Source organism: Sporosarcina sp. FSL K6-1540, from assembly GCF_038620285.1.
GTDB classification, from domain to species: domain Bacteria; phylum Bacillota; class Bacilli; order Bacillales_A; family Planococcaceae; genus Sporosarcina; species Sporosarcina psychrophila.
Map to the genome: position 1 here is coordinate 1987861 of NZ_CP152018.1, position 23185 is coordinate 2011045.

Annotated in this window: 23 protein-coding genes; 14 read left to right on the top strand and 9 right to left on the bottom strand. The window is 41.3% G+C overall.

Annotation, left to right across the window (positions count from 1 at the left end; translation table 11 throughout):
• Positions 1-43: 43 nt before the first annotated feature.
• From pstB to MKY15_RS09170, 5 genes are all read right to left on the bottom strand, one after another.
• Complete coding sequence (gene pstB / locus MKY15_RS09150; RefSeq protein WP_231885811.1) at positions 44-817, bottom strand: phosphate ABC transporter ATP-binding protein PstB; 774 nt, start codon at positions 815-817, stop codon at positions 44-46.
• 61 nt (positions 818-878) lie between these two features.
• The gene (pstA, locus tag MKY15_RS09155) at positions 879-1751 is read right to left on the bottom strand and encodes a phosphate ABC transporter permease PstA (protein ID WP_067204887.1); all 873 of its coding nucleotides are present in this window, start codon (positions 1749-1751) and stop codon (positions 879-881) included.
• A 1-nt stretch (position 1752) separates the two neighbouring features.
• Positions 1753-2691, bottom strand: a complete 939-nt coding sequence (gene pstC / locus MKY15_RS09160) for a phosphate ABC transporter permease subunit PstC (RefSeq protein ID WP_340741275.1) — start codon at positions 2689-2691, stop codon at positions 1753-1755.
• Positions 2692-2783: 92 nt separating this feature from the next.
• On the bottom strand, positions 2784-3716 hold the full coding sequence (locus tag MKY15_RS09165; protein ID WP_067204890.1) for a PstS family phosphate ABC transporter substrate-binding protein: 933 nt from the start codon (positions 3714-3716) through the stop codon (positions 2784-2786).
• A gap of 369 nt (positions 3717-4085) precedes the next feature.
• Positions 4086-4526 carry a YtoQ family protein gene (locus MKY15_RS09170; protein ID WP_338653922.1) on the bottom strand — a complete coding sequence of 147 codons (441 nt, stop codon included), beginning with the start codon at positions 4524-4526 and terminating at the stop codon, positions 4086-4088.
• A gap of 107 nt (positions 4527-4633) precedes the next feature.
• On the opposite strand from MKY15_RS09170, the gene MKY15_RS09175 reads away from it, so the two are divergent.
• Together MKY15_RS09175 and MKY15_RS09180 are read left to right on the top strand one after the other, a co-directional pair.
• Complete coding sequence (locus MKY15_RS09175; protein ID WP_342539490.1) at positions 4634-6202, top strand: amidohydrolase; 1569 nt, start codon at positions 4634-4636, stop codon at positions 6200-6202.
• A gap of 48 nt (positions 6203-6250) precedes the next feature.
• Positions 6251-7141: an aminoglycoside phosphotransferase family protein gene (locus MKY15_RS09180; RefSeq protein ID WP_342539491.1), complete on the top strand. Its 891-nt coding sequence runs from the start codon at positions 6251-6253 to the stop codon at positions 7139-7141.
• 56 nt (positions 7142-7197) lie between these two features.
• On the opposite strand, the gene MKY15_RS09185 is transcribed toward MKY15_RS09180, so the two are convergent.
• Together MKY15_RS09185 and MKY15_RS09190 are read right to left on the bottom strand one after the other, a co-directional pair.
• Positions 7198-9666, bottom strand: a complete 2469-nt coding sequence (locus tag MKY15_RS09185) for an MMPL family transporter (protein ID WP_342539492.1) — start codon at positions 9664-9666, stop codon at positions 7198-7200.
• A 2-nt stretch (positions 9667-9668) separates the two neighbouring features.
• The gene (locus MKY15_RS09190; RefSeq protein WP_338653916.1) at positions 9669-10115 is read right to left on the bottom strand and encodes a MarR family transcriptional regulator; all 447 of its coding nucleotides are present in this window, start codon (positions 10113-10115) and stop codon (positions 9669-9671) included.
• A gap of 123 nt (positions 10116-10238) precedes the next feature.
• Here MKY15_RS09190 and MKY15_RS09195 point away from each other — a divergent pair, with 123 nt between their 5' ends.
• The gene (locus MKY15_RS09195; RefSeq protein WP_342539493.1) at positions 10239-10844 is read left to right on the top strand and encodes a class I SAM-dependent methyltransferase; all 606 of its coding nucleotides are present in this window, start codon (positions 10239-10241) and stop codon (positions 10842-10844) included.
• Between the two features lie 3 nt (positions 10845-10847).
• Complete coding sequence (locus tag MKY15_RS09200) at positions 10848-11039, top strand: YwbE family protein (protein ID WP_338653908.1); 192 nt, start codon at positions 10848-10850, stop codon at positions 11037-11039.
• A 35-nt stretch (positions 11040-11074) separates the two neighbouring features.
• On the opposite strand, the gene MKY15_RS09205 is transcribed toward MKY15_RS09200, so the two are convergent.
• Both MKY15_RS09205 and MKY15_RS09210 read right to left on the bottom strand, forming a co-directional pair.
• Complete coding sequence (locus tag MKY15_RS09205) at positions 11075-12319, bottom strand: MFS transporter (protein ID WP_342539495.1); 1245 nt, start codon at positions 12317-12319, stop codon at positions 11075-11077.
• A 21-nt stretch (positions 12320-12340) separates the two neighbouring features.
• A complete protein-coding gene (locus MKY15_RS09210; RefSeq protein WP_342539497.1) occupies positions 12341-13387 on the bottom strand; it encodes a metalloregulator ArsR/SmtB family transcription factor in 1047 nt (348 codons plus the stop codon).
• Positions 13388-13960: 573 nt separating this feature from the next.
• Between MKY15_RS09210 and MKY15_RS09215 the strand changes: the two genes are divergently transcribed.
• The 10 genes from MKY15_RS09215 to MKY15_RS09260 all read left to right on the top strand — a co-directional run bounded on the left by MKY15_RS09215 (position 13961) and on the right by MKY15_RS09260 (position 23168).
• Complete coding sequence (locus MKY15_RS09215; protein WP_342539498.1) at positions 13961-15124, top strand: substrate-binding domain-containing protein; 1164 nt, start codon at positions 13961-13963, stop codon at positions 15122-15124.
• Between the two features lie 153 nt (positions 15125-15277).
• Positions 15278-15838: a copper resistance CopC family protein gene (locus MKY15_RS09220; protein ID WP_342539501.1), complete on the top strand. Its 561-nt coding sequence runs from the start codon at positions 15278-15280 to the stop codon at positions 15836-15838.
• Between the two features lie 3 nt (positions 15839-15841).
• On the top strand, positions 15842-16930 hold the full coding sequence (locus MKY15_RS09225; RefSeq protein WP_342539503.1) for a CopD family protein: 1089 nt from the start codon (positions 15842-15844) through the stop codon (positions 16928-16930).
• 524 nt (positions 16931-17454) lie between these two features.
• The gene (locus MKY15_RS09230; protein ID WP_187046473.1) at positions 17455-18471 is read left to right on the top strand and encodes a nitronate monooxygenase; all 1017 of its coding nucleotides are present in this window, start codon (positions 17455-17457) and stop codon (positions 18469-18471) included.
• Between the two features lie 61 nt (positions 18472-18532).
• Positions 18533-19435, top strand: coding sequence for a DMT family transporter (locus MKY15_RS09235; RefSeq protein WP_342539504.1), 903 nt, complete (start codon positions 18533-18535; stop codon positions 19433-19435).
• Positions 19428-19745 carry a hypothetical protein gene (locus MKY15_RS09240; RefSeq protein WP_338653891.1) on the top strand — a complete coding sequence of 106 codons (318 nt, stop codon included), beginning with the start codon at positions 19428-19430 and terminating at the stop codon, positions 19743-19745. Before MKY15_RS09235 ends, MKY15_RS09240 begins: the two co-directional genes overlap by 8 nt.
• A gap of 88 nt (positions 19746-19833) precedes the next feature.
• Complete coding sequence (locus MKY15_RS09245) at positions 19834-20346, top strand: YcxB family protein (protein WP_067204926.1); 513 nt, start codon at positions 19834-19836, stop codon at positions 20344-20346.
• Between the two features lie 161 nt (positions 20347-20507).
• The gene (locus MKY15_RS09250) at positions 20508-20816 is read left to right on the top strand and encodes a hypothetical protein (protein WP_342539507.1); all 309 of its coding nucleotides are present in this window, start codon (positions 20508-20510) and stop codon (positions 20814-20816) included.
• 328 nt (positions 20817-21144) lie between these two features.
• The gene (locus MKY15_RS09255) at positions 21145-22110 is read left to right on the top strand and encodes a LacI family DNA-binding transcriptional regulator (protein WP_187046477.1); all 966 of its coding nucleotides are present in this window, start codon (positions 21145-21147) and stop codon (positions 22108-22110) included.
• A 116-nt stretch (positions 22111-22226) separates the two neighbouring features.
• On the top strand, positions 22227-23168 hold the full coding sequence (locus tag MKY15_RS09260) for an ABC transporter permease subunit (RefSeq protein WP_342539510.1): 942 nt from the start codon (positions 22227-22229) through the stop codon (positions 23166-23168).
• Positions 23169-23185 lie beyond the last annotated feature (17 nt).

Genomic DNA, 23185 nt, shown 5'->3' on the forward strand with positions numbered 1-23185 from the left:
AACACTAACTCGAGATGCCCTTTTTGTTTACCAAATGAGATTATCAACCGAATCGCCCGTTGATGTAGTCATCGGTGCGTTCGTCTGTCGGCGTACTAAATAGTGTGGATGTACGATCGCATTCTACGATTTCTCCGTTTAGGAAAAATGCAGTGCGGTCGGAAATTCGTGCTGCCTGTTGCATGTTATGTGTAACGATTGCTATTGTTACATCGTTTTTGATGTTGCGAATCAATTCTTCGACTTTATGTGTCGATACCGGGTCTAGTGCTGAAGTTGGCTCATCCATTAGGATTACTTCTGGGTCAACTGCGAGGCAGCGTGCTATACAGAGCCGTTGTTGCTGTCCGCCGGAAAGTCCATATGCGCTTTTGTTCAGACGGTCTTTTACTTCATCCCATAAGGCTGCTTTACGTAAGCTGTCTTCAACAATTGTATCTAACATTGCTTTGTTACGGATACCGTGAATCTTCGGCCCGTATGCAACGTTTTCATAGATGGATTTCGGGAATGGATTGGGTTTTTGGAATACCATGCCGACTTTTGAACGAAGCAATTCCACGGACATCGCTTTGCCAAGAATATTATTGCCCATAAATGTAACATTACCAGAAATGGTGACGTCGCCTACGTTTTCTACCATCCGGTTTAGTGTTTTTAAATACGTAGATTTTCCGCAGCCGGAAGGGCCGATGATTGCTGTTACTTCTTTTTCATTGATGGACAAGTCGATGTTTTTAAGCGCGTGCGCCGTGCCATACCAGAGATTTAAACCGTTTGTTTCATAAACTGCTTTTGTCCAATTTTCATTTTTCATGACACGAAGCTTAGCATCTTCAGTAGGTCGAACGAGTGTTTTTGTCATAATAATCCTCCTATCAATTTTTAAGCTTTTTTTGTGATCTATTTCTAAAGTAAATCGCAAATCCGTTCATTGTAATGAGTAAGATCATAAGCACGATAATTCCTGCTGAGGCAGCATCTGCAAATTCGGGTTGTGGGCGTTTAGCCCAGTCGTAAATTTGCATCGGAAGAGCTGTAAATGTACTAAGCGGTCCAGTTGGCAGGAATTGAACGATAACCGGTATCCCAAGAACAATGAGCGGTGCTGTTTCACCGATGGCACGTGAGAAGGATAAGATGCTACCTGTCAAAATAGAACCTGCTGCGGACGGTAAAATCACATGAATGATTGTTTGCCATTTTGTTGCACCCATGCCATATGAAGCTTCTCGAAGTGTGTCTGGAACGGAACGAAGTGCTTCTTGGGAAGCTACGATGATGATTGGTAAGATTAGCAAACTCATCGTCAATCCAGCAGCCAAGATACTATTGCCTAATGATGATGCACGGACAAAAACAGTTAGACCAAGAAGTCCGAAGACAACGGAAGGAACGCCGGCAAGGTTACTGATATTCATTTCAATAAAAGAGGTCCATTTATTTTTTTTAGCATATTCTTCAAGGTAAATAGCGGAACAAAGGCCTAGGAACATGGATACCGGAATAACGACGGCCATGAGAGCCAGTGTACCGACAAGAGCTGCTTTAATGCCCGCCTTTTCAGGGAAGCGGGATCCGAAATTCGTAAAGAATGAAAAGTTCAACCGTCCGACGCCATCTGCACCAATGCCGTAAAACAGGAAGAATGTAATTCCGAGGACGGCGGCAGCGATTGCACCGAACAGCCATTTCATCGCTGAATCTTTTGTAAGTCGACGATTTGTTTTTGACTGAAGAACGCGGTCCATATTAGTATTCCTCCCTGAATTTCGTCTTGATGTACAAAGCGGCCCGGTTCATTAGGAATGTGAACAAGAATAGCATGAACCCGACAGCGTAAATGGAATAATAGATTGTTGTGCCATAGCCTGCGTCGCCTGTTGCGACTTGAACGATATAAGAAGTCATCGTTTGAATTGAACCTGTAAAGTCCATATTGAATATTGGCGTGGAACCTGCGGCAAGTGAGACAATCATTGTTTCTCCTACAGCCCGTGAAGCAGCAAGGATAATCGATGCTGCAATACCGGAAATTGCTGCTGGAAAGACGACTTTGATAGCTGTTTCAAATTTTGTAGACCCAAGCGCGTAAGACCCCTCGCGGAATGAAGCAGGAACAGCAGAAAGTGCATCTTCCGAAAGCGAGATTATCATTGGTAAAATCATAATACCGACTACAATACCGGCACTTAGTGCGTTAAATAACTTCAATTGTGGAATGAAAGACTGGAGCCATGGTGTCACGACTGTTAAGGCAAAAAATCCGTAAACAATCGTTGGAATTCCAGCCAGTAACTCAATAATTGGTTTGATGAACTTTTTGATTTTTGGTGACGCATATTCACTGAGGAAAATTGCACACGCAAGTCCGAAAGGGACCCCGATAAGAAGCGCAACACCTGCGATTTTTAAAGTCCCGACGATTAAGGGAAGTATACCGAATGCCTGATCAGCATTGGAGAAAGGTGCCCATTCAGTTCCAAAAATGAAGTCAGTGATCTTTATTTCTTGAAAAAAGATGAATGTTTCTTTCAGTAATGTGTAGATAATCCCAAATGTTGCCAGTACAGTGATGGAAGTGACAGCGAGTAAAAGATGCGGGATGAGTTTGCCAAACTTCTCATTCTTTTTAGCAGCAGCAATGACATCGCGTGTTCGCAACTTATCTGTCGGTTTTATTGAAGTCAATCTATGGACCTCCTATTGGATAACGTTGTTTAGTTACGGTGTTGAAAGGATAATGGCTGCCCTACTATGCAGGACAGCCAGGAATCGTTCTATTATTTCAGAGAATCCAATGCTTTACGTCCTTCTTCATAGTCTGCTTCAGGCAGTTGTACATAACCAACTGCTTCGGCCATTTCTGCTGAGTTGTCGATAACAAACTCCATGAAGTTACGAACTTCTTTTTTCTCTTTAACTGCATCGTTGCTGACATAAATGAATAGTGGGCGAGAGAATGGAGTGTATTCGCCAGACTCGATTGTTTGTGCATTCGGTTCAATACCATCTATTAATACTGCATTTAGCGCGTCTTTATTTGATTCGTAGTAAGCATAACCGAAAAATCCAATTGCATTTTTGTCACCTTTAATTCCTGTAACAAGAACGTTGTCATCTTCAGAAAGTGTTGCAGATTTTACAAGATCAGCATCTTCCAAGACAACTTCATTGAAGTAGTCATATGTGCCAGAATCTGTACCTGGTGAATAGAAGACGATTTCTTCAGCTGGCCAGCTTGGGTTGATATCAGACCATTTTTTTGCTGATCCATCTTCTGCCCACATTTTCGCGAGATCTTCAACAGTAAGTGAATCGACCCAAGTGTTTTCTTTATTTACAACGATTGTTAAACCGTCGTTTGCAATTTTAAGTTCTGTATAATCAACGCCTGCTTCGTCAAGCTTTGCTTTCTCTTCATCTTTAATGGGGCGGGATGCATTTGAGAAGTCTGTTGAACCAGCGATGAATTTTTCAAATCCGCCACCTGTACCGGAAACACCTACGGATACTTTAACGTCTTTTTCAGCTTGTGCATATTCTTCAACAATCGCTTCCATGATTGGCGCAACAGTCGACGATCCGTCCCCTGCTACACTACCGCTTAAGCCTTCGCTAGTTTTAGCTGATGTATTACCGTCCGCTCCACCGCAAGCAGCGAGAAAGATCGAGCATGCAAGTCCGAGTGTTGCGAGTGTTTTCATGTTTTTCATCTGTTGTTGCCCCCCTAGAGTGTTTTGACTACAATTCAAATGATAGAGGAGAATTGTTGAGCGGGTATGAAGGAATCGTTAAGGTTTTGTAAACGAGATAGGGGGATATGATCGGTGTGGAAGGGTATATGATTGTTCTTCGCGGTTGTATGATCGGTGTAGGAACGCCATTAAAAAAGACTGCCCTGATGAGGACAGCCCGTGGGATGGTATTTAAAAAGGTATAAGTTTTTTCAACCTGGAGCAGTGTCTAGGCTCCAGGCGCAAACCCTCGGGTCATAAGTCGTTTTGCTATGGGGCTGAAGTACGCCTCCTCGCAAACCGTCTTATGCCTGTCGGGGCTAAACGGCAGCTTGCGCTTTTCTTAGTTCATTCGAAAATATAATGCAGTGCTTTTACAGCCTGATCGACAGTTTCGACGGTAGCGTTTGCTTTGCGGGACAATTCCTTTAGTGCATGATGATGTGCTTCATTACGAATTAGGATGAGTGGTTTGCCGAATGCGACGGCGGCACTCGCGTCCATCGCGGTATTCCACTGCTTATACTTCTCCCCAAATAAAGCGATGACAAGATCGGCTTGCTTCATTAATAGCTCCGTACGCAAATTATTAAAGTTTGATGCCGCAGCATCTTTGGAAATTGAATTCGGCTGCTTGCCTAGAATATCTTCCCCGATGTTATCAGAACGGTCATGGTCTTCCATGGGACCGACGAAATCGATTGGCAACTTAAGTGCAGCCACTTTCATCTTTACTTCCTCACGCCATGAACTATGGATTTCCCCTGCCAGGTAAACAGTTAATCTCAACTTAACCCCTCCTAATCATTAATCTTAATTGTAGCATTCATATTCAAAATGTTGCTCGTGAATGACCGAAAGTTTAGACTATAACTAGAGAGATAGGGGGAATTGAGATGAAAACACTTTGGCATAATGGCACGATGTATACGATGGAGCAAGAAGGAGACCAAGTTGAGGCGCTGCTCACAGAAAACGGTAAGGTTAGTGCAGTTGGCACATATGGCGATTTAAAAGAACGAGCAGATAATGAAATTGACTTACAGGGTTCCGTTCTTTATCCAGGATTCGTCGATAGTCATATGCATATGATTGGTCACGGCGAAAAATTACTAAGTTTGGACTTATCGAAGGCAACGTCCGCTGATGACATGATGGATATGCTGATAAATACTCATCCTGATTTGAAATCTGACGAATGGTTTATCGGAGAGGGATGGAATGAAAATAACTTCCCAGATAAAAAGATCCTCACGCGACATGAATTGGATAAGGTGACGGATTCCCCTATGATTTTGAAACGGACATGTAGACATGCGGCGCTCGCCAATTCAAAAGCGCTTGAGCTGGCAGGTATTTCAAAAGATACACTTGATCCCGAAGATGGTGTCATTATGCGTGATGCGAACGGGGAACCTACGGGCTACTTGAAAGAAGGAGCGCAGGAGATTGTACTTGCCCTTATTCCAGAGCCGACAGAAGAATCATTGACTCGGGCCTTACAAAAGTCAGTTGATGATTTGCTGTCACTTGGACTGACAGGGGGAGTGACGGATGACCTCGGGTATTATGGGGATTATAAAAACCCGCTACAAGCATTCAAAAACGTTATTGGTGAACAGAAGAAATTCCGCGCACATTTATTACGACGGTCAACTGTTTTCCAGCAATTGAAGGAAGAGCAAGCTACTTATAATGAACCTTGGATTGAGCCCGGCGAGATGAAGTTTTTCATCGACGGAGCGCTTGGCGGTAAAACGGCTTTGTTAAGTAAACCGTATGCAGATACGCCCGAAACATTCGGCATGACAGTCATTACGGATGAAGAAATTGGTGCGATAGTGTCGCTCGCACGCAAGTATGGCGAAGCAATTGCTGTTCATGTCATTGGGGATGCAGCTGTTGAAAAAGCACTAGATGCGATAGAGAAGTACCCGGTACCTACTGGCAAACGTGATCGACTTATCCATGTAAATATCTTGCGTGAAGATCTAGTCGAGCGGATGGAAAAGTTGCCAGTCATCCTTGATATACAGCCGGTGTTTGTATCATCAGACTTCCCATGGGTCATGGATCGTTTAGGGGAAGACCGTCTTGATTGGGCCTATGCGTGGAAAAAGCTGCTTGACCGTGGATTCATTTGCGGCGGCGGTTCGGATGCGCCAATCGAGGAGGTCGACCCATTGCTTGGCATCTATGCAGCGGCAACGCGTCGGAAGCCTGGGGAAACCCACGAAGGCTATTTTCCAGATGAAAAACTAAGTCGCTTTGAAGCGGTCGGCCTCTTTACGACGGGGAGTGCGGGAACAATCGGAAAAGCGGACGTCCGCGGTAAGCTTGCGCCCGGGTTCGATGCTGATTTCACTGTGCTCGACAAGGATTTATTCCGAGTGGAAGATGAAGAGATCGTGAACGCGAATGTTGTGATGACCGTTGTTGCGGGTGAAGTGATGTATAGAGGGTGAAATGGGACTCGCCTAATCCATGATTCATGTTTAAAGGAGGGGTGGAATTTGCGACCAATCGAAAAAGCAGAAATCTGGGTGCAGCAAGAAGTAGGGGGTGTCGTCCATTGGATGAAACGACTCCCAGGCAGTACATCCTCACTTCTTTATGAAGTGAAGACGGAAGACTCGGAAATGGTTTTACGACAATTTGACAATGAGGAGTGGCTTCTTGAAGAACCTGATCTCGTCAAGCACGAAGCGTCTAGCCTTCGAAAAGCTTCGGATAGTGGGCTGCCGATTCCAGCGCTGATTGGGTCTGATGAAACAGGAAAGCTGAGCGGGTTGCCGTCTATCCTTATGACGAAAGTTGAAGGGAAAGTAGAGCTTCTGCCAGATGATTTCAACCAATGGACGGATGGGTTGGCAAAAGCACTTGTGCAAATTCATCAAGTTAAAGCGAATGATTTTACATGGAAATATGCGCCATATACAAAACGGGCGGACGTCAAATTCCCCGAATGGACGAAGAAACGGGATGTGTGGCAGGCGGCATTTGAACGTTTCCATGGAACGGAGCCTGAATTTCTCGAGACGTTTATTCACCGCGACTTTCATCCTGCAAACGTGTTGTGGACTAACAAAGAAGTCAGTGGGATTGTCGATTGGCCGAATGCATGCCGCGGTCCAGCGGGTATCGACGTGGGTCATTGTCGTGTGAACCTCGCGCTGTTGCATAGCGTCGAAGTGGCAGACCTATTTTTACAAGCTTATCAAAGACATGCTGAACCCTCATTTTCGTATGAGCCCTATTGGGATATTGTCTCCGTGTTTGATTTCTTGGACGGACCTCCTGTTGTATATAGTGGCTGGGCGGCGTTTGGTGTTACAGGTTTGACGGATGAAATGATGGCAGCACGATTGGATCAATATTTGGAGAGTATCAGTAACAAAGAGTAGAATCATTAAAAAAGCGTCCGTTCCCCATAAAAGGAACGGACGCTTTACATATAGGATCAACCTCTGAACGGCCACCATACCCCTCTGCCAAACGATACAGTAATCGCCGGAATGAGTAATGGAAGAATGATGAGTCCATACAGAAGGAGTCCTGTAATGACAATTGTAGCGATTTGTACGAGACTCAACACGCCTGAAGGCATCATTGCACCAAATGTTCCGGCGAGTATGATGGATGCAGTAATGATGACCGTACCCATTTTAGCCATCGACATCGTAAGGGCCTCTCGTATATTCAGCCCATTAATGCTCTCCTCACGGAAGCGGTCGAGTAAGAAAATGGAGTAATCCACACCGAGCGCAATAAGCAGAATGAAGCCAAAGAATGGAACTGCCCAGCTGATACCATCATAACCCAACATATTGACAAAGATGAGTTCAGTTACAGCGATAGATGTGTAATATGTGAGCAGCAAGGAGCCAATCATATACAAAGGCATGATTGCAGAACGGAATAAGAACGTCAAGACGACGAACAAACTGGCAAGCATAATAATGACTGTGCGCTTGAAGTCTTTTGACGAAATATCATACAGATCCGAATTCATACTGGATACTCCGCTATATGCAAGCTCTGCGTCAAAGAAAGGTGTTCCGATAACTGAACGGGTTACGCTGTCTTTAATGTCATGCACCGTTTGGATCGCTTCCCTTGAATAAGGATCATAGTCCAAAATCACTTCAAGTAAAATCCCTGATTCGGCTCCGAACGTATAACGGTCAATCACCGGCTTGAACGTTTCATTGCTGAGCGTGCCTGACGGGATGAACAAACCGGTAGCACGCACACTGTCCGACTCACTCATTTCTTTTAATGATGCGGATAATTCGCCAAGACCGGAACCGATTTCATCCAGGCCTTTAGTAGAAGCACCAACACCTGCAGAAAGCTGCCCGATACCACCTGCGGCTTGTGCAAGTCCAGCACCATTGACTTCAGCTGCAGAACCGGTAGAAAACATGCCGGTCACTTGGTCCAGTCCGCCTTGAACTTCTGTCAGTCCTTTTTTTACCTCATCCAGTCCACCAGTCGCATCACCAAGACCCTCTGACATAAGACCAAGCTGGTGGTCTACATACAAGTCTTCGATAATTTCACCAGTTGGACGCGTAATCGTCCGGACCGTTTTCACGCCGTCAATCTTCTCGATATCCCGGCTGATTGCTTCGAGATAGGTGACGTCAGTTTCATTGACAATCGGGCCGTCTTTTTTCAATAAAACCTGGATTGGCAACGAATCTCCTTTCCCGAATGCTTCAGAAATAGCATTGAGGCCCATGACCGATTCTTTACTCTTATCAATCTCATCGACTGTGTTGAATGACAAATCATTATCATATGTCAATAGAAGAGGGACTGTGATAACTGCCACAATTAGCATAGAAATGAGCGGCCGCTTGACCGAAACTTTACTGAAGGCAACCCATATTTTACTGTCTTTATGCGATGCAGCTTGTTTTGAAGGCCAAAACAATTTGTCTTTCAATAAAACCATGAACAATGGAACAACTGTAAATAGCACGACCATCAACACGGCAATTCCGACCGCGACGGCCACAGCTGATTTAAAAATCGGGAAGTCTGCAAATCCGATTGCTGCAAATCCGATAAAGACGGCAAGACCGCTGATGAACAGTGTGCGACCTGCAGTTTTATACGTATTAACGACTGCATCCTCGACGCTATGACCTGCTAGCAATTCTTCTTTATAACGGCTGAGCAACAGAATACAATAATCCGTTCCTAGTCCGAAGAGGATGGCTACAAGGAAAATCTGTGTGTAATTAGAAACAGGGAATCCGAACCAGTCAATGAAAAAGGCAACAAATGATTGACTGAGTAAATAGGAGATCCCTACCGCAATAAGCGGTATAAATGGTGTGACAATTGAGCGGAATACGATGAGAAGCAAACCGAAAATAAGCACGACGGTAATAATTTCTGTTTTTTTCAAGCCGTCTTGTGCGCTTTGGTTTACATCATTGCCGATAATCGCTTCACCTGTTAAATAGACTGTCTGGTTTTTGGATAAAATATCACTATGAATTTTATCAGCAAGGGCAATAATTTCATCAAATGTACCGTCCACAGTAATTGGTACGAGGACTGTCTTCTGATCTTTTGAAACAAGTTGCGCTTCCAGTTCTTTACTTTCAAATGGGTTAAGTATTGCTGAAACTGGCTTGCCCAGGGCTTCAAGTTTGTCTACAACCGATTGAATTTCTTTTTTCATCGCAGCATCTACTGGTTTTTTCAGCGGATAGACGAGTGAAATCGTATCTTCGGAAGCACCGGCTTTTTCTAGCATATCAGCCGCTTTTTGCGAATCAGCACTGCTTGGAAGTTGTAGTGAGCCCGCTTCTTCTGCTTGTTTTGCCAAATTTGGTGCTAAAATGAATAACGCAATTGTCAATGTAAGTAAGCCGATGAAAATCGGCCATTTGAATTTTATAATAGCTCTCAAAATTACATCTCCTTCATTTGTAAAATCTCTTTAAGTTTTCGGAAGGTCTTAACGAATGTCTCCAGTTCCTTTTCATCAATCCGATCTTTAAAAAGTTTTTCAATATTTTCATAGACCGCATTATTGGACGTTTGAAGAACCTCGATACCTTCCGATGTAAGTCGTATGATTTTGGCACGCTGATCGTTTTCGTCACGCTCGGATGTCACAAGTCCTTTTTCCTCCAACTTTTTTAAACGGCTCGAGACGGCGCTTTTATGTACACCTTGAATTGTGGCAAGCTTTCCGCTCGAAAGTGCTCCATAAGTAGAAAGGATTTTGAGTACTTGAATTTGCTCTGGAGAATACTCTTTCCAAATGGGAATATCCATGTTTTTAATAACATGTTCTGTCCCGAAAATCATTACTTCTTCGAATAAATCAACAGCTTCTAGTAGTTTTTCTCTCAATATAGTCTACCCCCTAAACCAATAATAGTAGTTTAGGGGGTAGACGAATAAATGTCAACGGCAAAGTAATCGGCCATTTTATGATAAACTGAAGGAAGCAGATACAAAGGGGACTGAGAAGCTATGACAAATATGTGGCATGAACGTTTTTCCGTTGAAGAATACGTCTATGGCAAAGAACCCAACGGATTTCTTATGGAGGCGGCACAGCAATTACCGAAGGGTAAAGTGCTTTGTATCGCGGAAGGTGAAGGGCGTAACTCAGTCTACTTGGCAACGCTTGGCTTTGATGTGACAGCATGGGATTATGCGCCGGCAGGACTGGAGAAGACAAAGCAGTTGGCGGGTGAAAAAGGTGTCGTTGTAAAAACGGAACTGCACGATTTGGCAGAAGTGGCATGGGAAGAAGAGCAGTGGGATGCCATCGTTCACATCTTCGGACATTTCCCGGGAAACGTTATGGACCATACACTAGCAGGGATTAAAAAGGCATTAAAACCTGGTGGATGCTATGTAAGTGAGTTGTATACGAAAGAACAGCTCCAGTACGGAACAGGCGGCCCACGGGTTGAAGAAATGCTGTGTAATCCTATTAAGATGCTCGAACAATTCGATGGTTATTTCGTCAAACACTTCCATATCGGGGAAGTCAATCGCGTGGAAGGCCAACTTCATACAGGAACCGCACACGTCGTGCAAAGTATGTTTCAAAAAAGAGAGGAAGAATAATATATGAATGGACAGAATCGTGCAGATGTAACACCAGGCTTAAAAGTAGCAGTTATCTTGAAAAAAGATCAGCGGTCGGGCTCGAAAACGGAAGGTGTCGTTAAAGATTTATTGACGAACTCAAGTTTCCACCCGCATGGCATTAAAGTACGCTTAGAAGACGGACAAGTTGGACGGGTTTGCGAGATTTTATAATAAGAAAAGGCCTAAAAAGGATAACCATGCGCAGTCTATTGCCGCGCGTAGTTATTCTTTTTAGGTAATAATTCAGGTTGGGGTGGACCATCAATGAACTTGAAATAAGGAAAGACGATACCAATGATAGATACCAAACTTATCGCTAATCCAATCATTATATATAAAGGTCTAATTCCCCATAACTCACTAACAATACCTCCAAAAACAATCCCAATTGGCATTGCCGTTCTACTAATTACTAATCTAACCGACATCACTTTCCCCATCATATGATTCGGAATCGCCCGCTGACAAATTGTGATGTTGTGAATACTGAAGAAAGCCATCATAATTCCTGCAATAATTTCGACGATAATCGCTAAAATGATTGCATTAATAATTCCTAACGAAATGTAGGTTAATCCACCGATTACTAGGGATCCTAACATGAACATTCTTCGACTTCGGAATTTTATCTTTCCAATTAACAGAGATCCGATGACATAACCCAATGGAAAGCCAGCCATAAAGAGGCCATAATCTTCATAATTCCCCTTCAGCACATCCGTGATATACGGTAAATTAATCACCATTGTGACACCAACGCCAAATTGGACGAATGCAAGGAAGATTCCCAGCCACACGATTGTTCGTTCTTTAAAAAAGTAATGGATGCCTTCCTTGAATTGTTCCAACCAAGTCTTCCGTATATCTTGAGGAACTCGTTGCTCGTCCATCCGTAACAGCAAAAATCCACTTAGCGCAAGCAATATAAACACGAGTAACAAAGTGAAATCCGTCCCTATATAATTAATAACAACTCCACCAGCCATGGGTGCTAAGAACATCATAAGCCTCGTTGTACCATCGAGATATGCATTGGCCGTACTTAACTGTTCCTTAGCTACGATTGTCGGTGTAATCGCTTGACTTGCAGGAACGTAAAGTGGGGTGACAAGGCCAATGATGACCTGAACTACATAGATATGCCAAACTTCCAAATGGCCAAGGAACATTGATAAAAGTGGCACCAGAAAAATCAATGCCCGTGTCCACTGTGAGAAAATCATAATCCATTTGCGACTCCATTTATCAATGTACGGCCCACTGACGAGTTGAAACACGATTGAGGGGAGAAAGTACAGTAACCACATACTACCCAACGCCAGTTTTGACCCCGTGAGTTCATAAACAATAATCGAATTGCAAAACGTGCCAAAGGAGCCGCCCAGTTCGGATATGGCACTCCCCGCCCACAATGAAACGAAGCCCCTATTTTTTAAGACAGTAGTGTTCATAAGCTGCCGCTCCTTCAAGTATTATTGGGTTAAATAGAGTTCCAACTCTTTGGGCAAGGAAGCAACGGACTTTTCTTTCAAATAATAATTGGAGGATTTTTGACCAACTAAAGAGGCGGCCTTTAAAATTTTTAAATGATGATGAACAGTTGATTTCCCTAATTCGAGCTGCTCAGTTATATCCTTTAACGTGCAATCTTGTTCAGATAAAAGCTTAACCATGCGAAGCCGGACTTCATCTCCCAATGCTTTATGTTTCTGAATTAAAAAGTAATCGGGAAGATACTTATCAGTTGGATCAATGCTTGTGTTCGGAATCGGATAATAAAAAACTTTCGTTTCTTCAATATCCGATACAATCGTCCAAGGGCGGTACGTCAATTGGGGAATCAATAAAACACGATGAACGCTTGGCTCAGGAATATACTCTGTTCCATTTGTGGCCCATGCAACAAATTCTTCAGGCGTCAGTTTCTCTTTCATATTTATTTTTTCATCGAGATCTCTTTCCAAGATGGCTAACAAGGGATTTGTGTCTGCATCAAGAACTGTTTCAGTCCACAAAGACATGACAGTTAGTAAATGCTTTTTAAAGTCAACGCCATTTACATTGCTGATAAAGTCAATATAAGCAGGTAGAAAAGGGTTTTCCTTTGCTACTTGTTTTATTAAATCGACAGCAACTTTATCACCATTCGCCGCAAGCATCCTACTTTCTTGTAAATCTGTTCCGAAGTATGGGAGACAAGTATACTTCAGTTCAACATCGCTTAAATTGTTGACATAAATCTTGAATTTTTCAATGTCATTCGAATTTCTTTCAAAAGCGTGTAAAAGTTGAAGTAAACTTTTCCATGTATTGTGTTCTTCAACGTAATTCAGTTCGCTAACTAACTCGTCAGGTATTTCATTTCGAAGTAATTCAAATGTCCTTTTTTTCTCGAGCGTGTCTAGCAGCGGTGTATTTGTGATCGCTGCAATACCTAATGCACATTCCCATAATAGAGAATACTCGAGCTCCACTTTGTACGATTCTCTTTTTCTGCCTGTAATTGTTAGTGTATTCATACTAATCCGCCTCCTACTTGGTAAAGTATACCTATTTGGAATGCGAAGTTCAATAATTATAGAACATTTCGTTCAATTAATTTTGTACTATGACATATAAATCATAAATAGATAGGTTGTGACTTTTATCCATCAAACGTGAAAGTTTAAAAAATCACGTTTGTTTTAGAGTTGTTTGAGAGCGATGGACGAGTGAGCGTTCACCCTACGCAGCAAGAAATCCTAATAATGGTGCAGTAGTCGTTCAGTCCAAAGTGATCCGAGAGCATCTGTGTATAGGGCGTCTAGTGTTTAAACACAAAAGCAAGCAGTTATTTACTGGTTAATCAACAATTGTGTATTGGAAACATTTGTATGGAGGGAAACGTCTCGATAGGAGTGGGTGCACAATGAAGATTGTTCTAAAAGTAACCGGGAAAATCAAGCGAAGATCGTTCGGATTGATAGTAATACAGTTTCAATCAATGGAGTTGAACTTAATGTGCAAAAAGATGTGTATGATTGGAGAGAACAGGAACGGGCTCAATTGAGGTTCGCTATACAGAAATGTTTTAATACTAAGGGGGACTCAGCTTGAAAAACATCCTAATGATTGCAACCATCCTAATGATTATTGTAGCGGCGACGATATTGGCGTTGCCATTGGCTTTTATATCTGTTTTATTCATAACGCCGAATATGTATTATATAATACCTTTGCTTATTGCAATCTACGTAATACTGGTTGTTCTGATTCTATTCAAAACGATAGGTTGGACGAAATATCCGAACGGAAAAAAAGCTTTTTATGGCGTTGCTGCGCTGATAGCCGTTGTGGCATTGTCTTTCACGGCTTCCGGTATATATAAGCAGAACTTGGACAGGTTGGAGGATACAGAAGTGAACCTGCAACAATACAGTCCGTTCGCATCTGGGACGAAAGCTATGAAACTGGACGAGCCAGCGACCTTGAAGCTGGAATCGGATTTACCTGTCATAGATGGTGCGACCGCGCTTTACCCAATGTATGCTGGATTCGCACAGGCAGTCTATCCAGAAAAGGAATACAACCTCTATAACAGTGAAGTGATGTCGAATATGACAAACGTAGCCTACGAAAAGCTCATTGATGGGGAAGTCGATATAATTTTTGTAGCAGGTCCTTCTTCTACTCAATTGGCATCAGCAGAACGAGCTGGCAAAGAATTAACGCTGACACCAATCGGTAAAGAAGCGTTCGTTTTTTTCGTCAATGCGAAAAACCCTGTAAAAACCTTGACGATGAATGAAATCAAAGGGATTTATTCCGGAGAAATAACAAATTGGAAAGACGTAGGCGGAAAGAAAAAAGCGATACGGGCATTCCAGCGGCCACAAGACAGCGGCAGTCAGACTGCACTTCAAAACTTGATGGGTGACGTGCCGATCATGGATCCTCCTGTTGAAAATGTGATTGATCTTATGGGAGGAATTATTAATGAGGTATCGGACTATACGAACTACAACAATGCATTAGGCTTTACATTCAGATATTATTCAACCGAAATGGTCACTAACGATAAAATCCGATTGCTTCAAATTGAAGGGGTTGAACCGTCATCAGAAACAATCCGGTCCGAAGATTATCCTCTTACGGCTGATATTTATGCCGTGACTGCGGGCAGTGATAATTCACATATCGGGGAATTCATCGATTGGATTTTGTCTGACCAAGGACAGGCGATCATCGAGAAGACGGGGTATGTTACAAACCGATAGGCTGAAAACGGGATTGCTTTACTCGTAATAGTATAAGGAATAAAAACACTTCACGAATTTTTCACAACGAAAAGCTACACTGAAATTGATTTGATTATGTTCAAGTTTTTAAGTCCATAGTTTTAATCAGCAATTAAATTAGGAGGAATTACAGTGAAAAAGTTATTATTAATTACATTTGTCTTCATGTTTACTTTTACTACCAGTGCTCTGGCACATACAGGGTTAGAAACGTCTTCCCCAGAAGATGGAGAAGTTGTTACAGAAGAAATGCGCGAGATAGCCTTAACCTACGAAGGGAAAATCGAACAAGGCGGAACGTTAGAGGTCAGTAATTCAAATGGCCAATCTATTCCAGTTGAAGATATTTCCATAGCAGATACGCAAATGACAGGGACGTTTACAAATGCCTTGGAAAATGGTGACTATACAGTTGTTTGGAATATTATTGGAGCAGATGGTCATCCGATTGCAGGAGAATTTTCTTTCACTGTAGATGTTCCTGTATCTGAAACAGCAGTTGAAAATGAATCCGAAGCCGAAGCCGAAGCCAATTCACAAGATGTAAATCAAGATGAAACACCATTAGAAAATGTTGAAGATACTAAAACAAATGAACAAAGTCAATTACCTTCTTATCTCATTCCTGTAATCGTTATTGTCTTAATTGCAATTATTATGGGGATTTTCGTCGGGTTAAGGAGAAAAAAATAATAAATGTTTATGGTAATTGTTAGTGAAATACTTTTATATCTTTGCGTATCGCTTCTTATAGGAAGTTTTCTTATAGCTCTAGTACCGAGTTCTTTTCGACCGGAAGTAAACATACCAAGAAGTGTACAAATTATAGCTACAATCGGTATCGCAGTTTTCTCATTTGCGCCTGTTTTAGTGCTAATCATATATTTGTACGAGAATATGGGGCTTTCTGAAACACTACAGACAGTTCTACTTACTTTTGAAGTCGGCAAAGCATGGATTTTCACTTTTCTAGTTGTCAATGTCTTATTCATTTTTATCGTTTGGTTTGATGATCGTAAGAAACCAATCTACTCTTATATAGGAATCATTTTTGTTGTCATTTTAATCATGGGAATTGGTTGGGCTAGTCACGCTAGTTCCCTTGATCATGTCAAAGGATTTTTAACGCATACAAGCCATTTTACAGCGGTGGGTATTTGGGTAGGAATCTTGCTTGTAGTTAGCTGGTTTTCAAAAGATCATTCAAACTGGTTGAATTTCTTGAAATGGTTCTCGCCTGTTGCCATTATTTGTTTTAGCATCACCATTGTGTCAGGACTTATTTTAATGACATTTGTAGTGGAGTTTAATGAATATGCCAATGCGTGGATGCTTCCGTATGGTCAATTATTGTTATTAAAACATTTAACGATCATTCCATTACTGGTATATGCAGGGATCAACAGCATACTTATTAGAAAGAAGTTATTTAAGGATAATGACTTTAATCCAATACCTTGGACAAGAGTGGAAAGCATACTTATTTTGGTTGTTTTTTCGATAACGGCTGCATTAGGTCAACAATCGCCGCCTAGCGAAAACATATTGAAAAATGAAGGACTTTCCAAGCTGTTCAGTTTCTTTTATCAAGGTCAGTTTCAGCAAGGAATGAATGTCGAACTTGTAGCAAATGCCACAGGTCTCTCTCTTATACTGTTAGCGATTCTTTTCGTCGTTTTAACTGTGTACTCATTTATTAAGAAAGCACCGGTAATCGTAACTTTCATTTTGAGTATTCTTTTCATCTTTACAAGTTATTTAGCTTTACTACTTAGTATCCAATAGAAAAAGTGAAAGGTAGCTGACTTAGCTACCTTTTTTTCTATATAATGGGTACTATAGAGATTAAAATAAAGAATTCTAGTGAATTCGCTTCGGCGCTTCGGGATGCCTCTTGAACTAAGCGAGGGCACTGAAAAAGTACGATTTCCTTCAATCCCGTTGATTTCCGTTCCGAGCGGACGCTTTCCGCGGGCACGGCTTCAGCCAATCGAACAGCAAAGGGTTCGATTTGCCGTATTTCTGCGTTCTTTGCAGAAATTAAGGCATTCTTGCCCCGTGCTCCCAACGCTAGCGCTTTTGCTCGCAAAAGCCGTTCTTCGTAACGGCTCTTCCTGCGGGGTCTTCAGCTCGCGCTGTTCCCGCTGGAGTCGCCGCTCTTCACTACAATCAACTAGTTTTTACTATAAAAAAGAACTTTTTCAGTGGCTACCCCTTGTGAGGCGCCTTCATTTGGTTAATATAGGTTTCATTTGTCCAACATATATAGCGGTATTTACGTTGAACGCAGAGAATTGGAGGAGAGTCGAATGAATAAGCTGAATTTGATGGCAATGTTAGGAATCGAGCATCCAATCATCCAAGCACCAATGGCGGGTGTGACGACGCCAGAGTTTGTAGCAACATCTGCAGAAGCGGGGATTCTTGGTTCAATTGGGGCTGGGTATCTTTCGGCCGAAGAGACGCGGAATTTCATTCGTGAAGTGAAAAGTCTTACGATGAAGCCATTTGCGTTGAATTTGTTTGTTCCAGAAACGGTGAATCCGAGTCAGGAGCAATTACGGGGGGCATATGAAGCACTCCAACCGATAGGTAAGGAACTCGGGATTCCTCAGTGGAATACGCCATTTTCAAAAACGGAATTTGAAGGGCAAGTTCAGGTACTAATAGAAGAAGGTGTGAAAGTCTGTTCATTTACTTTCGGACTGCCGGACGAAAAAACTGTGCAATTATTGAAGGGAAATGATGTATTTCTAATAGGGACAGCGACTTCAATAGAAGAGGCAGAACTGGCGGAGCAGGTGGGAATGGATGCGGTTGTAGTACAAGGTAGTGAAGCAGGTGGGCATCGTGGTTCCTTTGTAGGCGAATTAAAATTGATTTCATTGAATGAATTACTGCTGAAAGTAGTCTCCTCCGTTCGACTTCCAGTTATTGCAGCGGGCGGCATTGCAAGTAAAGAAAAAATGGTGGATGTGTTAGCTAGCGGGGCACAAGCTGTTCAAATCGGAACTGTACTTCTAGCTGCTGACGAAAGTGGTGCACATCCGCTTTATAAGCAGGCAGTTTTGGACGCGGATAAAAGATGTACAGTGTTAACAAAGGCGTTCTCCGGTAAAATGGCACGCGGAATTAGCAATCGCTTCATCAGTGAAATGAATGAAGCAATCATTGCTCCGTACCCATTTCAGAATGATTTAACAAAAGAGATTCGTAAAGAGGCGGCAAAGCAAGGGGATACTGAATTCATGTCATTATGGGCGGGTGAAAGTGTGCATTTAAGCACCAGTGGAAAACTCAAGAACATTATTGAAAGATTTGTCTAACAACATAGTCCATTCGTCAATCTGATTTGGTACACTAGATATAAAAACGGCGGTGCATCATATGCGGAAATATATTGGGGAAATTGGACTTATCATTACAGCAATTATTTGGGGCAGCGGGTTTGTGGGCAGTGCCGTAGCCTTGGAATACTACACGCCGTATCAAATACTGGCAGGGCGCTTTTTAATCGGCGTACTCATTTTAGGAATCGTATTTAATAAACGGCTAAAAACGATAAAGAAAAGCACATTTATAAAAGGGTCGATATTAGGGATTTTCCTCTATATCGCTTTTGCTCTTCAAACGGTAGGTTTACAATATACGACTCCTTCAAAGAATGCATTCTTAACTGCTATCAATGTAGTTATTGTTCCTTTTATAGGGCTCGTCATTTATAAAAAGAAAATCGATATTTTTGAACTCGGTGGGGCATTTATGGCGATAATCGGAGTAGCGGTACTATCACTTAAATTCTCTTCTGAAGTCAACGTAGGGGATCTACTAACATTATGCTGTGCAGTTGGATTTGCTTTCCATATTTTCTACACCTCTAAATTTGTAAAAGACGAGGACCCTATCCAGCTAACGATTATTCAAATGATGGCAGCAGCAGTCATCGGGTGTCTGTTTGTAGTATTTAAAGGTGAAACAACTTTTTCTACGCAAACGGAAGGTTTGATTCCACTCCTCTATCTGGCAGTTTTTTCGACAACAATCGCATTTCTATTACAGACAGTTGCCCAAAAGTACATAACAGAAACAAAAGCAGCAATCATTCTATCTACCGAATCATTTTGGGGCATGGCATTTTCCGTTGCGATTTTAAGTGAAGTGATGACGGTGAAAATGGGTGTTGGAGCGATTCTTATTCTTGGAGCGATTGTATTATCCGAGACAAAGCTTAGTTTTTTGAAAAAGAAACAGGTGACTGGAGTGCTTGAAAGGTGGGATGACGGTGTCTAAGGCTGTTTATTGTGAAAAGTGTTCTAAAGAAATTAAGTTTAGGGGAGATTTAGTAACCGCAACTTTATTTTTTGTTATAGTCGCTTATCATGAAGATTGTTATGTAAAAGACTTGAAAGGGTTCAGAGGACTTTTCTTAGATAATCAACCGCTTAACGGTTTTCTGGGTAACTTTTTGTTTGTCGCTGCAGTCTTGGTGAGTATCGGATTTGCTTTTGGTTCGATGAAGTGGGTCTCAATTATAGCCTTACTTCCAGTGTTATATAGGATATATTCTTACTTTAGGTTTGAAAGAAAATTGGAAAAGTAGATAGGGAGTGTCCATCCCTCTCAATCCTAGACAGTAAATTTTCGGTGGCAGTCACGGAAAAGATGATTTAAAGAAAAAGGAGATTACAATGGAAATACACTACAAGTTAACTGAGGAAGATTACATACACTTCAATTTGTATCACATCAAAAATTCTAAAACTGGTAAGCGGGCGTTGGCGTTACAAAGGTTTATAACGCCATTATTCTTTATCATTATTTCCTATATTTACTCCTTGATAAGTGACATGTCGTTTCTACCGCTGTTTATCATTTTTTTAGTAACGAGTATTCTATGGGTTATGTTTTATCCGAAGTATTTTTATGGCCTCATTGCCCGTAATGCTAAGAAAATGATTAAAGAAGGTAACAATGATGGCCTAATAGGGAATCATCAACTGAAATTGACGGAAGAAGGATTAATGGATACGTCTTCAAATAAAGAAACAAAAGTAACTTGGTTAGGCATTACAAGTTTTCAAGAAGACGATGGATATTTCTTTCTTTACAATAGTTCAGTGAGTTCCTATATCCTGCCTAAAAGAGAGATAGATGATGTAGACGAAATGAGACAATATATCCAATCGAATTTAATGCAGTAAAAAAGCAATTGAAGAACTAAATGCATAGAAGTTTTTTTGAAGGGAGAATAAAAATACACCGAAAATGTATTTACTCTTTTAGCACTTTAATTTCTGCCTGCTGAAGTGAAAAGTATACATTTTTCGTACCGTCATTACGGTTTATCAAAGGTGGGACTTGGTTGAGAGCGGGTTATAGCATTTTAAGGGAAATTCATAGGAAAAGCTTCATACCTAAAGCAAATGATTACGGGTTAAAAGAAAGAGAGTTTGAAAACATTATCTTTTTTTTAGAGAACAAAGGGTATCTAGAGAGAGTTTTAAGGATAAATGATGAATTCTCTCTAAATGCAGCCCGTTTAACTCAAAAAGGAATTGAGTTGTTGGAAGAACATAAAAAATACGAAGAATCATACCCAGGGCGGGAACAGTTAAAAGCATGGGTGCAAATTGAAAAAGAGCTGTATTCCAATGGGGCAGAAAAAAGGTGACAGGCACTCGTTCAGTCGTGAAAGTTCAAACAATTCCATTTGTTTGAAATGACATGATTGTTTTAGTGCCAGTGCCTTTTTTAAAACTGAGCGAAGAAGCCTTCATAGGGGGGCCTCCCACAATAGCGGATTCAATGGAATTCTTTATTTCAACCTATATAACGCAGCATAGACAAGAAAACCCGTCGATGAAGAAGGACGGGGTTTTTGCGTTTTATCTTACGACTTTGCTTGTAAGTGGCTTCCTTGGCCCGTACTAAATAGTAATATATGCTAAGATGTAATTAATATTGGGAATAAATATACTTTATATATGAGGAGACATATTATGAAAGTTAAATTAGAAGATGTTGCGAAAGCAGCCGGGGTGTCCCCAACGACTGTATCTCGGGTATTGAATAATAGAGGTTACATTAGTGAGCTGACGAAGAAAAAAGTAGAGGACGCCATCGAAGAATTGGATTATTACCCGAATGACGTTGCAAGGTCTCTGTTCAAAAAGAGAACGAATTTTATCGGACTAATCGTTCCGACGGTTAGTAATCCTTTTTTTGGAGAATTATCGTTGTATATTGAAAATATCTGCTCATCTTTAGGGTATAAAATTATTCTTTGTAATAGTTCAGGGCAATTTGAAAAAGAGAAGGCTTATTCGACGATGCTGATTCGACATCAAGTAGACGGTATTCTTGTTTGTTCGTATAACCGGGGAATCGATACGTATAAGTATCCGAAGCTCCCGATTGTTGCGATTGACCATTACTTGGCACCGACAATACCTGTAGTCGGTTCTGATAATTATATGGGTGGAAAATTGGCGGTTCAGCATTTAATCGATCGAGGATGTCTGTCAATTATTCATATTAATGGTCCTCTTGAATTAGAAACCCCCACCCAATATAGAAGAAAAGCTTATGAGGATCTGGTCGATAATCCCGTTACATATGAACTGCAGTTTGATGAAGAAGATATTGTATTATCAATCAGAAAAATTTTATTGGAACGCCCTGAAACAGATGGCATATTCGCCAGTGATGATCTGATGGCGGCTGCTTGTTTGCAAGTTGCTAGAGAATTGAACATCCAAGTGCCTGAGCAACTAAAGGTCATCGGCTATGATGGAACGAAAACGACCAGAAGTTTGTTACCTCAGCTCACGACAATTAAACAACCGATCGAGGAGATTGCTAAAACATCTGTGACAAAGTTGATGGATATGATTGATAACTCGGAACTTTCAGGTCCGTATGAAACGGTGTTGCCAGTTCAGCTATTAATCAATGAGACGACCTAATTTTCATGGGATTAGGTTTTTTTATTTTATTTTATGTCAAGCGGTTGACATATGAAAGCGGTTAACATAATATTAACTCACAAATCAAAAAATACTTAAGGGGGCTATGTATAGAGATGATTACTGATTCAAAAACAAACGTATCCCGTAAGAGAAAAAGTTTGTTTCAGTATATGAAACAAAACTATATGCTGTATTTATTTTTAGCTCCAGCGATTATTTTGACAATTATCTTTAAGTATATTCCAATGTACGGATCAATTATTGCCTTTAAAGATTTTAGTCCTATGAAAGGGATATGGGGAAGTGATTGGGTAGGGTTTGACCATTTCACAAAATTTTTAACGTCCCCCAACTTCGGAGACATTTTTATGAATACGCTTAAACTAAGTGTTTTCGGGTTAGTGTTAGGATTTCCGGTACCGATTATTCTGGCATTAATGTTGAATCAGGTGAAACGAGCATCCATTAAGAAAAATATTCAACTCATTCTGTATGCACCGAATTTTATCTCGGTTGTTGTTATTACAGGGATGCTATTTATCTTCTTGTCACCAACGGGACCTATTAATACGATTTTATCGTTTTTCATGGACAAGCCGATTTCGTTCATGTCTGATCCAGATGCATTTGTATCCATCTATATTCTTTCGGGTATTTGGCAAGGTGCAGGCTGGGCTTCTATCATTTATGTGGCAGCGCTTTCTAATGTGGATCCTCAGCTACATGATGCAGCAACCATTGATGGAGCATCATTGTTGCAAAGAGTAAAGCATATCGATCTTCCGACATTAAAACCTATGATGGCTGTTCTATTTATCCTGGCGGCAGGTGGAATCATGGGCATTGGATTTGAGAAAGCCTATTTGATGCAAACCGCCATGAATATTCCAACGTCTGAAATTATTGCAACCTATGTTTACAAAGTGGGGCTACAAGCCGGAGACTATGCATACTCATCGGCAGTCGGATTATTTAACTCCATTATCAATGTGATTTTGCTTATTTTTGTGAACTACGTAGTTAAAAAACTTAATGAAGGTGAAGGTCTTTATTAAAAGGGGGACAAGATAGA

Bases quoted from the DNA above. Each gene is read 5' to 3' on its own strand.
- pstB (WP_231885811.1), bottom strand. From the start codon at position 817: ATGAAAAATGAAAATTGGACAAAAGCAGTTTATGAAACAAACGGTTTA.
- pstA (WP_067204887.1), bottom strand. From the start codon at position 1,751: ATGGACCGCGTTCTTCAGTCAAAAACAAATCGTCGACTTACAAAAGAT.
- MKY15_RS09165 (WP_067204890.1), bottom strand. From the start codon at position 3,716: ATGAAAAACATGAAAACACTCGCAACACTCGGACTTGCATGCTCGATC.
- MKY15_RS09175 (WP_342539490.1), top strand. From the start codon at position 4,634: ATGAAAACACTTTGGCATAATGGCACGATGTATACGATGGAGCAAGAA.
- MKY15_RS09195 (WP_342539493.1), top strand. From the start codon at position 10,239: ATGACAAATATGTGGCATGAACGTTTTTCCGTTGAAGAATACGTCTAT.
- MKY15_RS09200 (WP_338653908.1), top strand. From the start codon at position 10,848: ATGAATGGACAGAATCGTGCAGATGTAACACCAGGCTTAAAAGTAGCA.
- MKY15_RS09205 (WP_342539495.1), bottom strand. From the start codon at position 12,319: ATGAACACTACTGTCTTAAAAAATAGGGGCTTCGTTTCATTGTGGGCG.
- MKY15_RS09210 (WP_342539497.1), bottom strand. From the start codon at position 13,387: ATGAATACACTAACAATTACAGGCAGAAAAAGAGAATCGTACAAAGTG.
- MKY15_RS09225 (WP_342539503.1), top strand. From the start codon at position 15,842: ATGTTTATGGTAATTGTTAGTGAAATACTTTTATATCTTTGCGTATCG.
- MKY15_RS09230 (WP_187046473.1), top strand. From the start codon at position 17,455: ATGAATAAGCTGAATTTGATGGCAATGTTAGGAATCGAGCATCCAATC.
- MKY15_RS09235 (WP_342539504.1), top strand. From the start codon at position 18,533: ATGCGGAAATATATTGGGGAAATTGGACTTATCATTACAGCAATTATT.
- MKY15_RS09245 (WP_067204926.1), top strand. From the start codon at position 19,834: ATGGAAATACACTACAAGTTAACTGAGGAAGATTACATACACTTCAAT.
- MKY15_RS09255 (WP_187046477.1), top strand. From the start codon at position 21,145: ATGAAAGTTAAATTAGAAGATGTTGCGAAAGCAGCCGGGGTGTCCCCA.
- MKY15_RS09260 (WP_342539510.1), top strand. From the start codon at position 22,227: ATGATTACTGATTCAAAAACAAACGTATCCCGTAAGAGAAAAAGTTTG.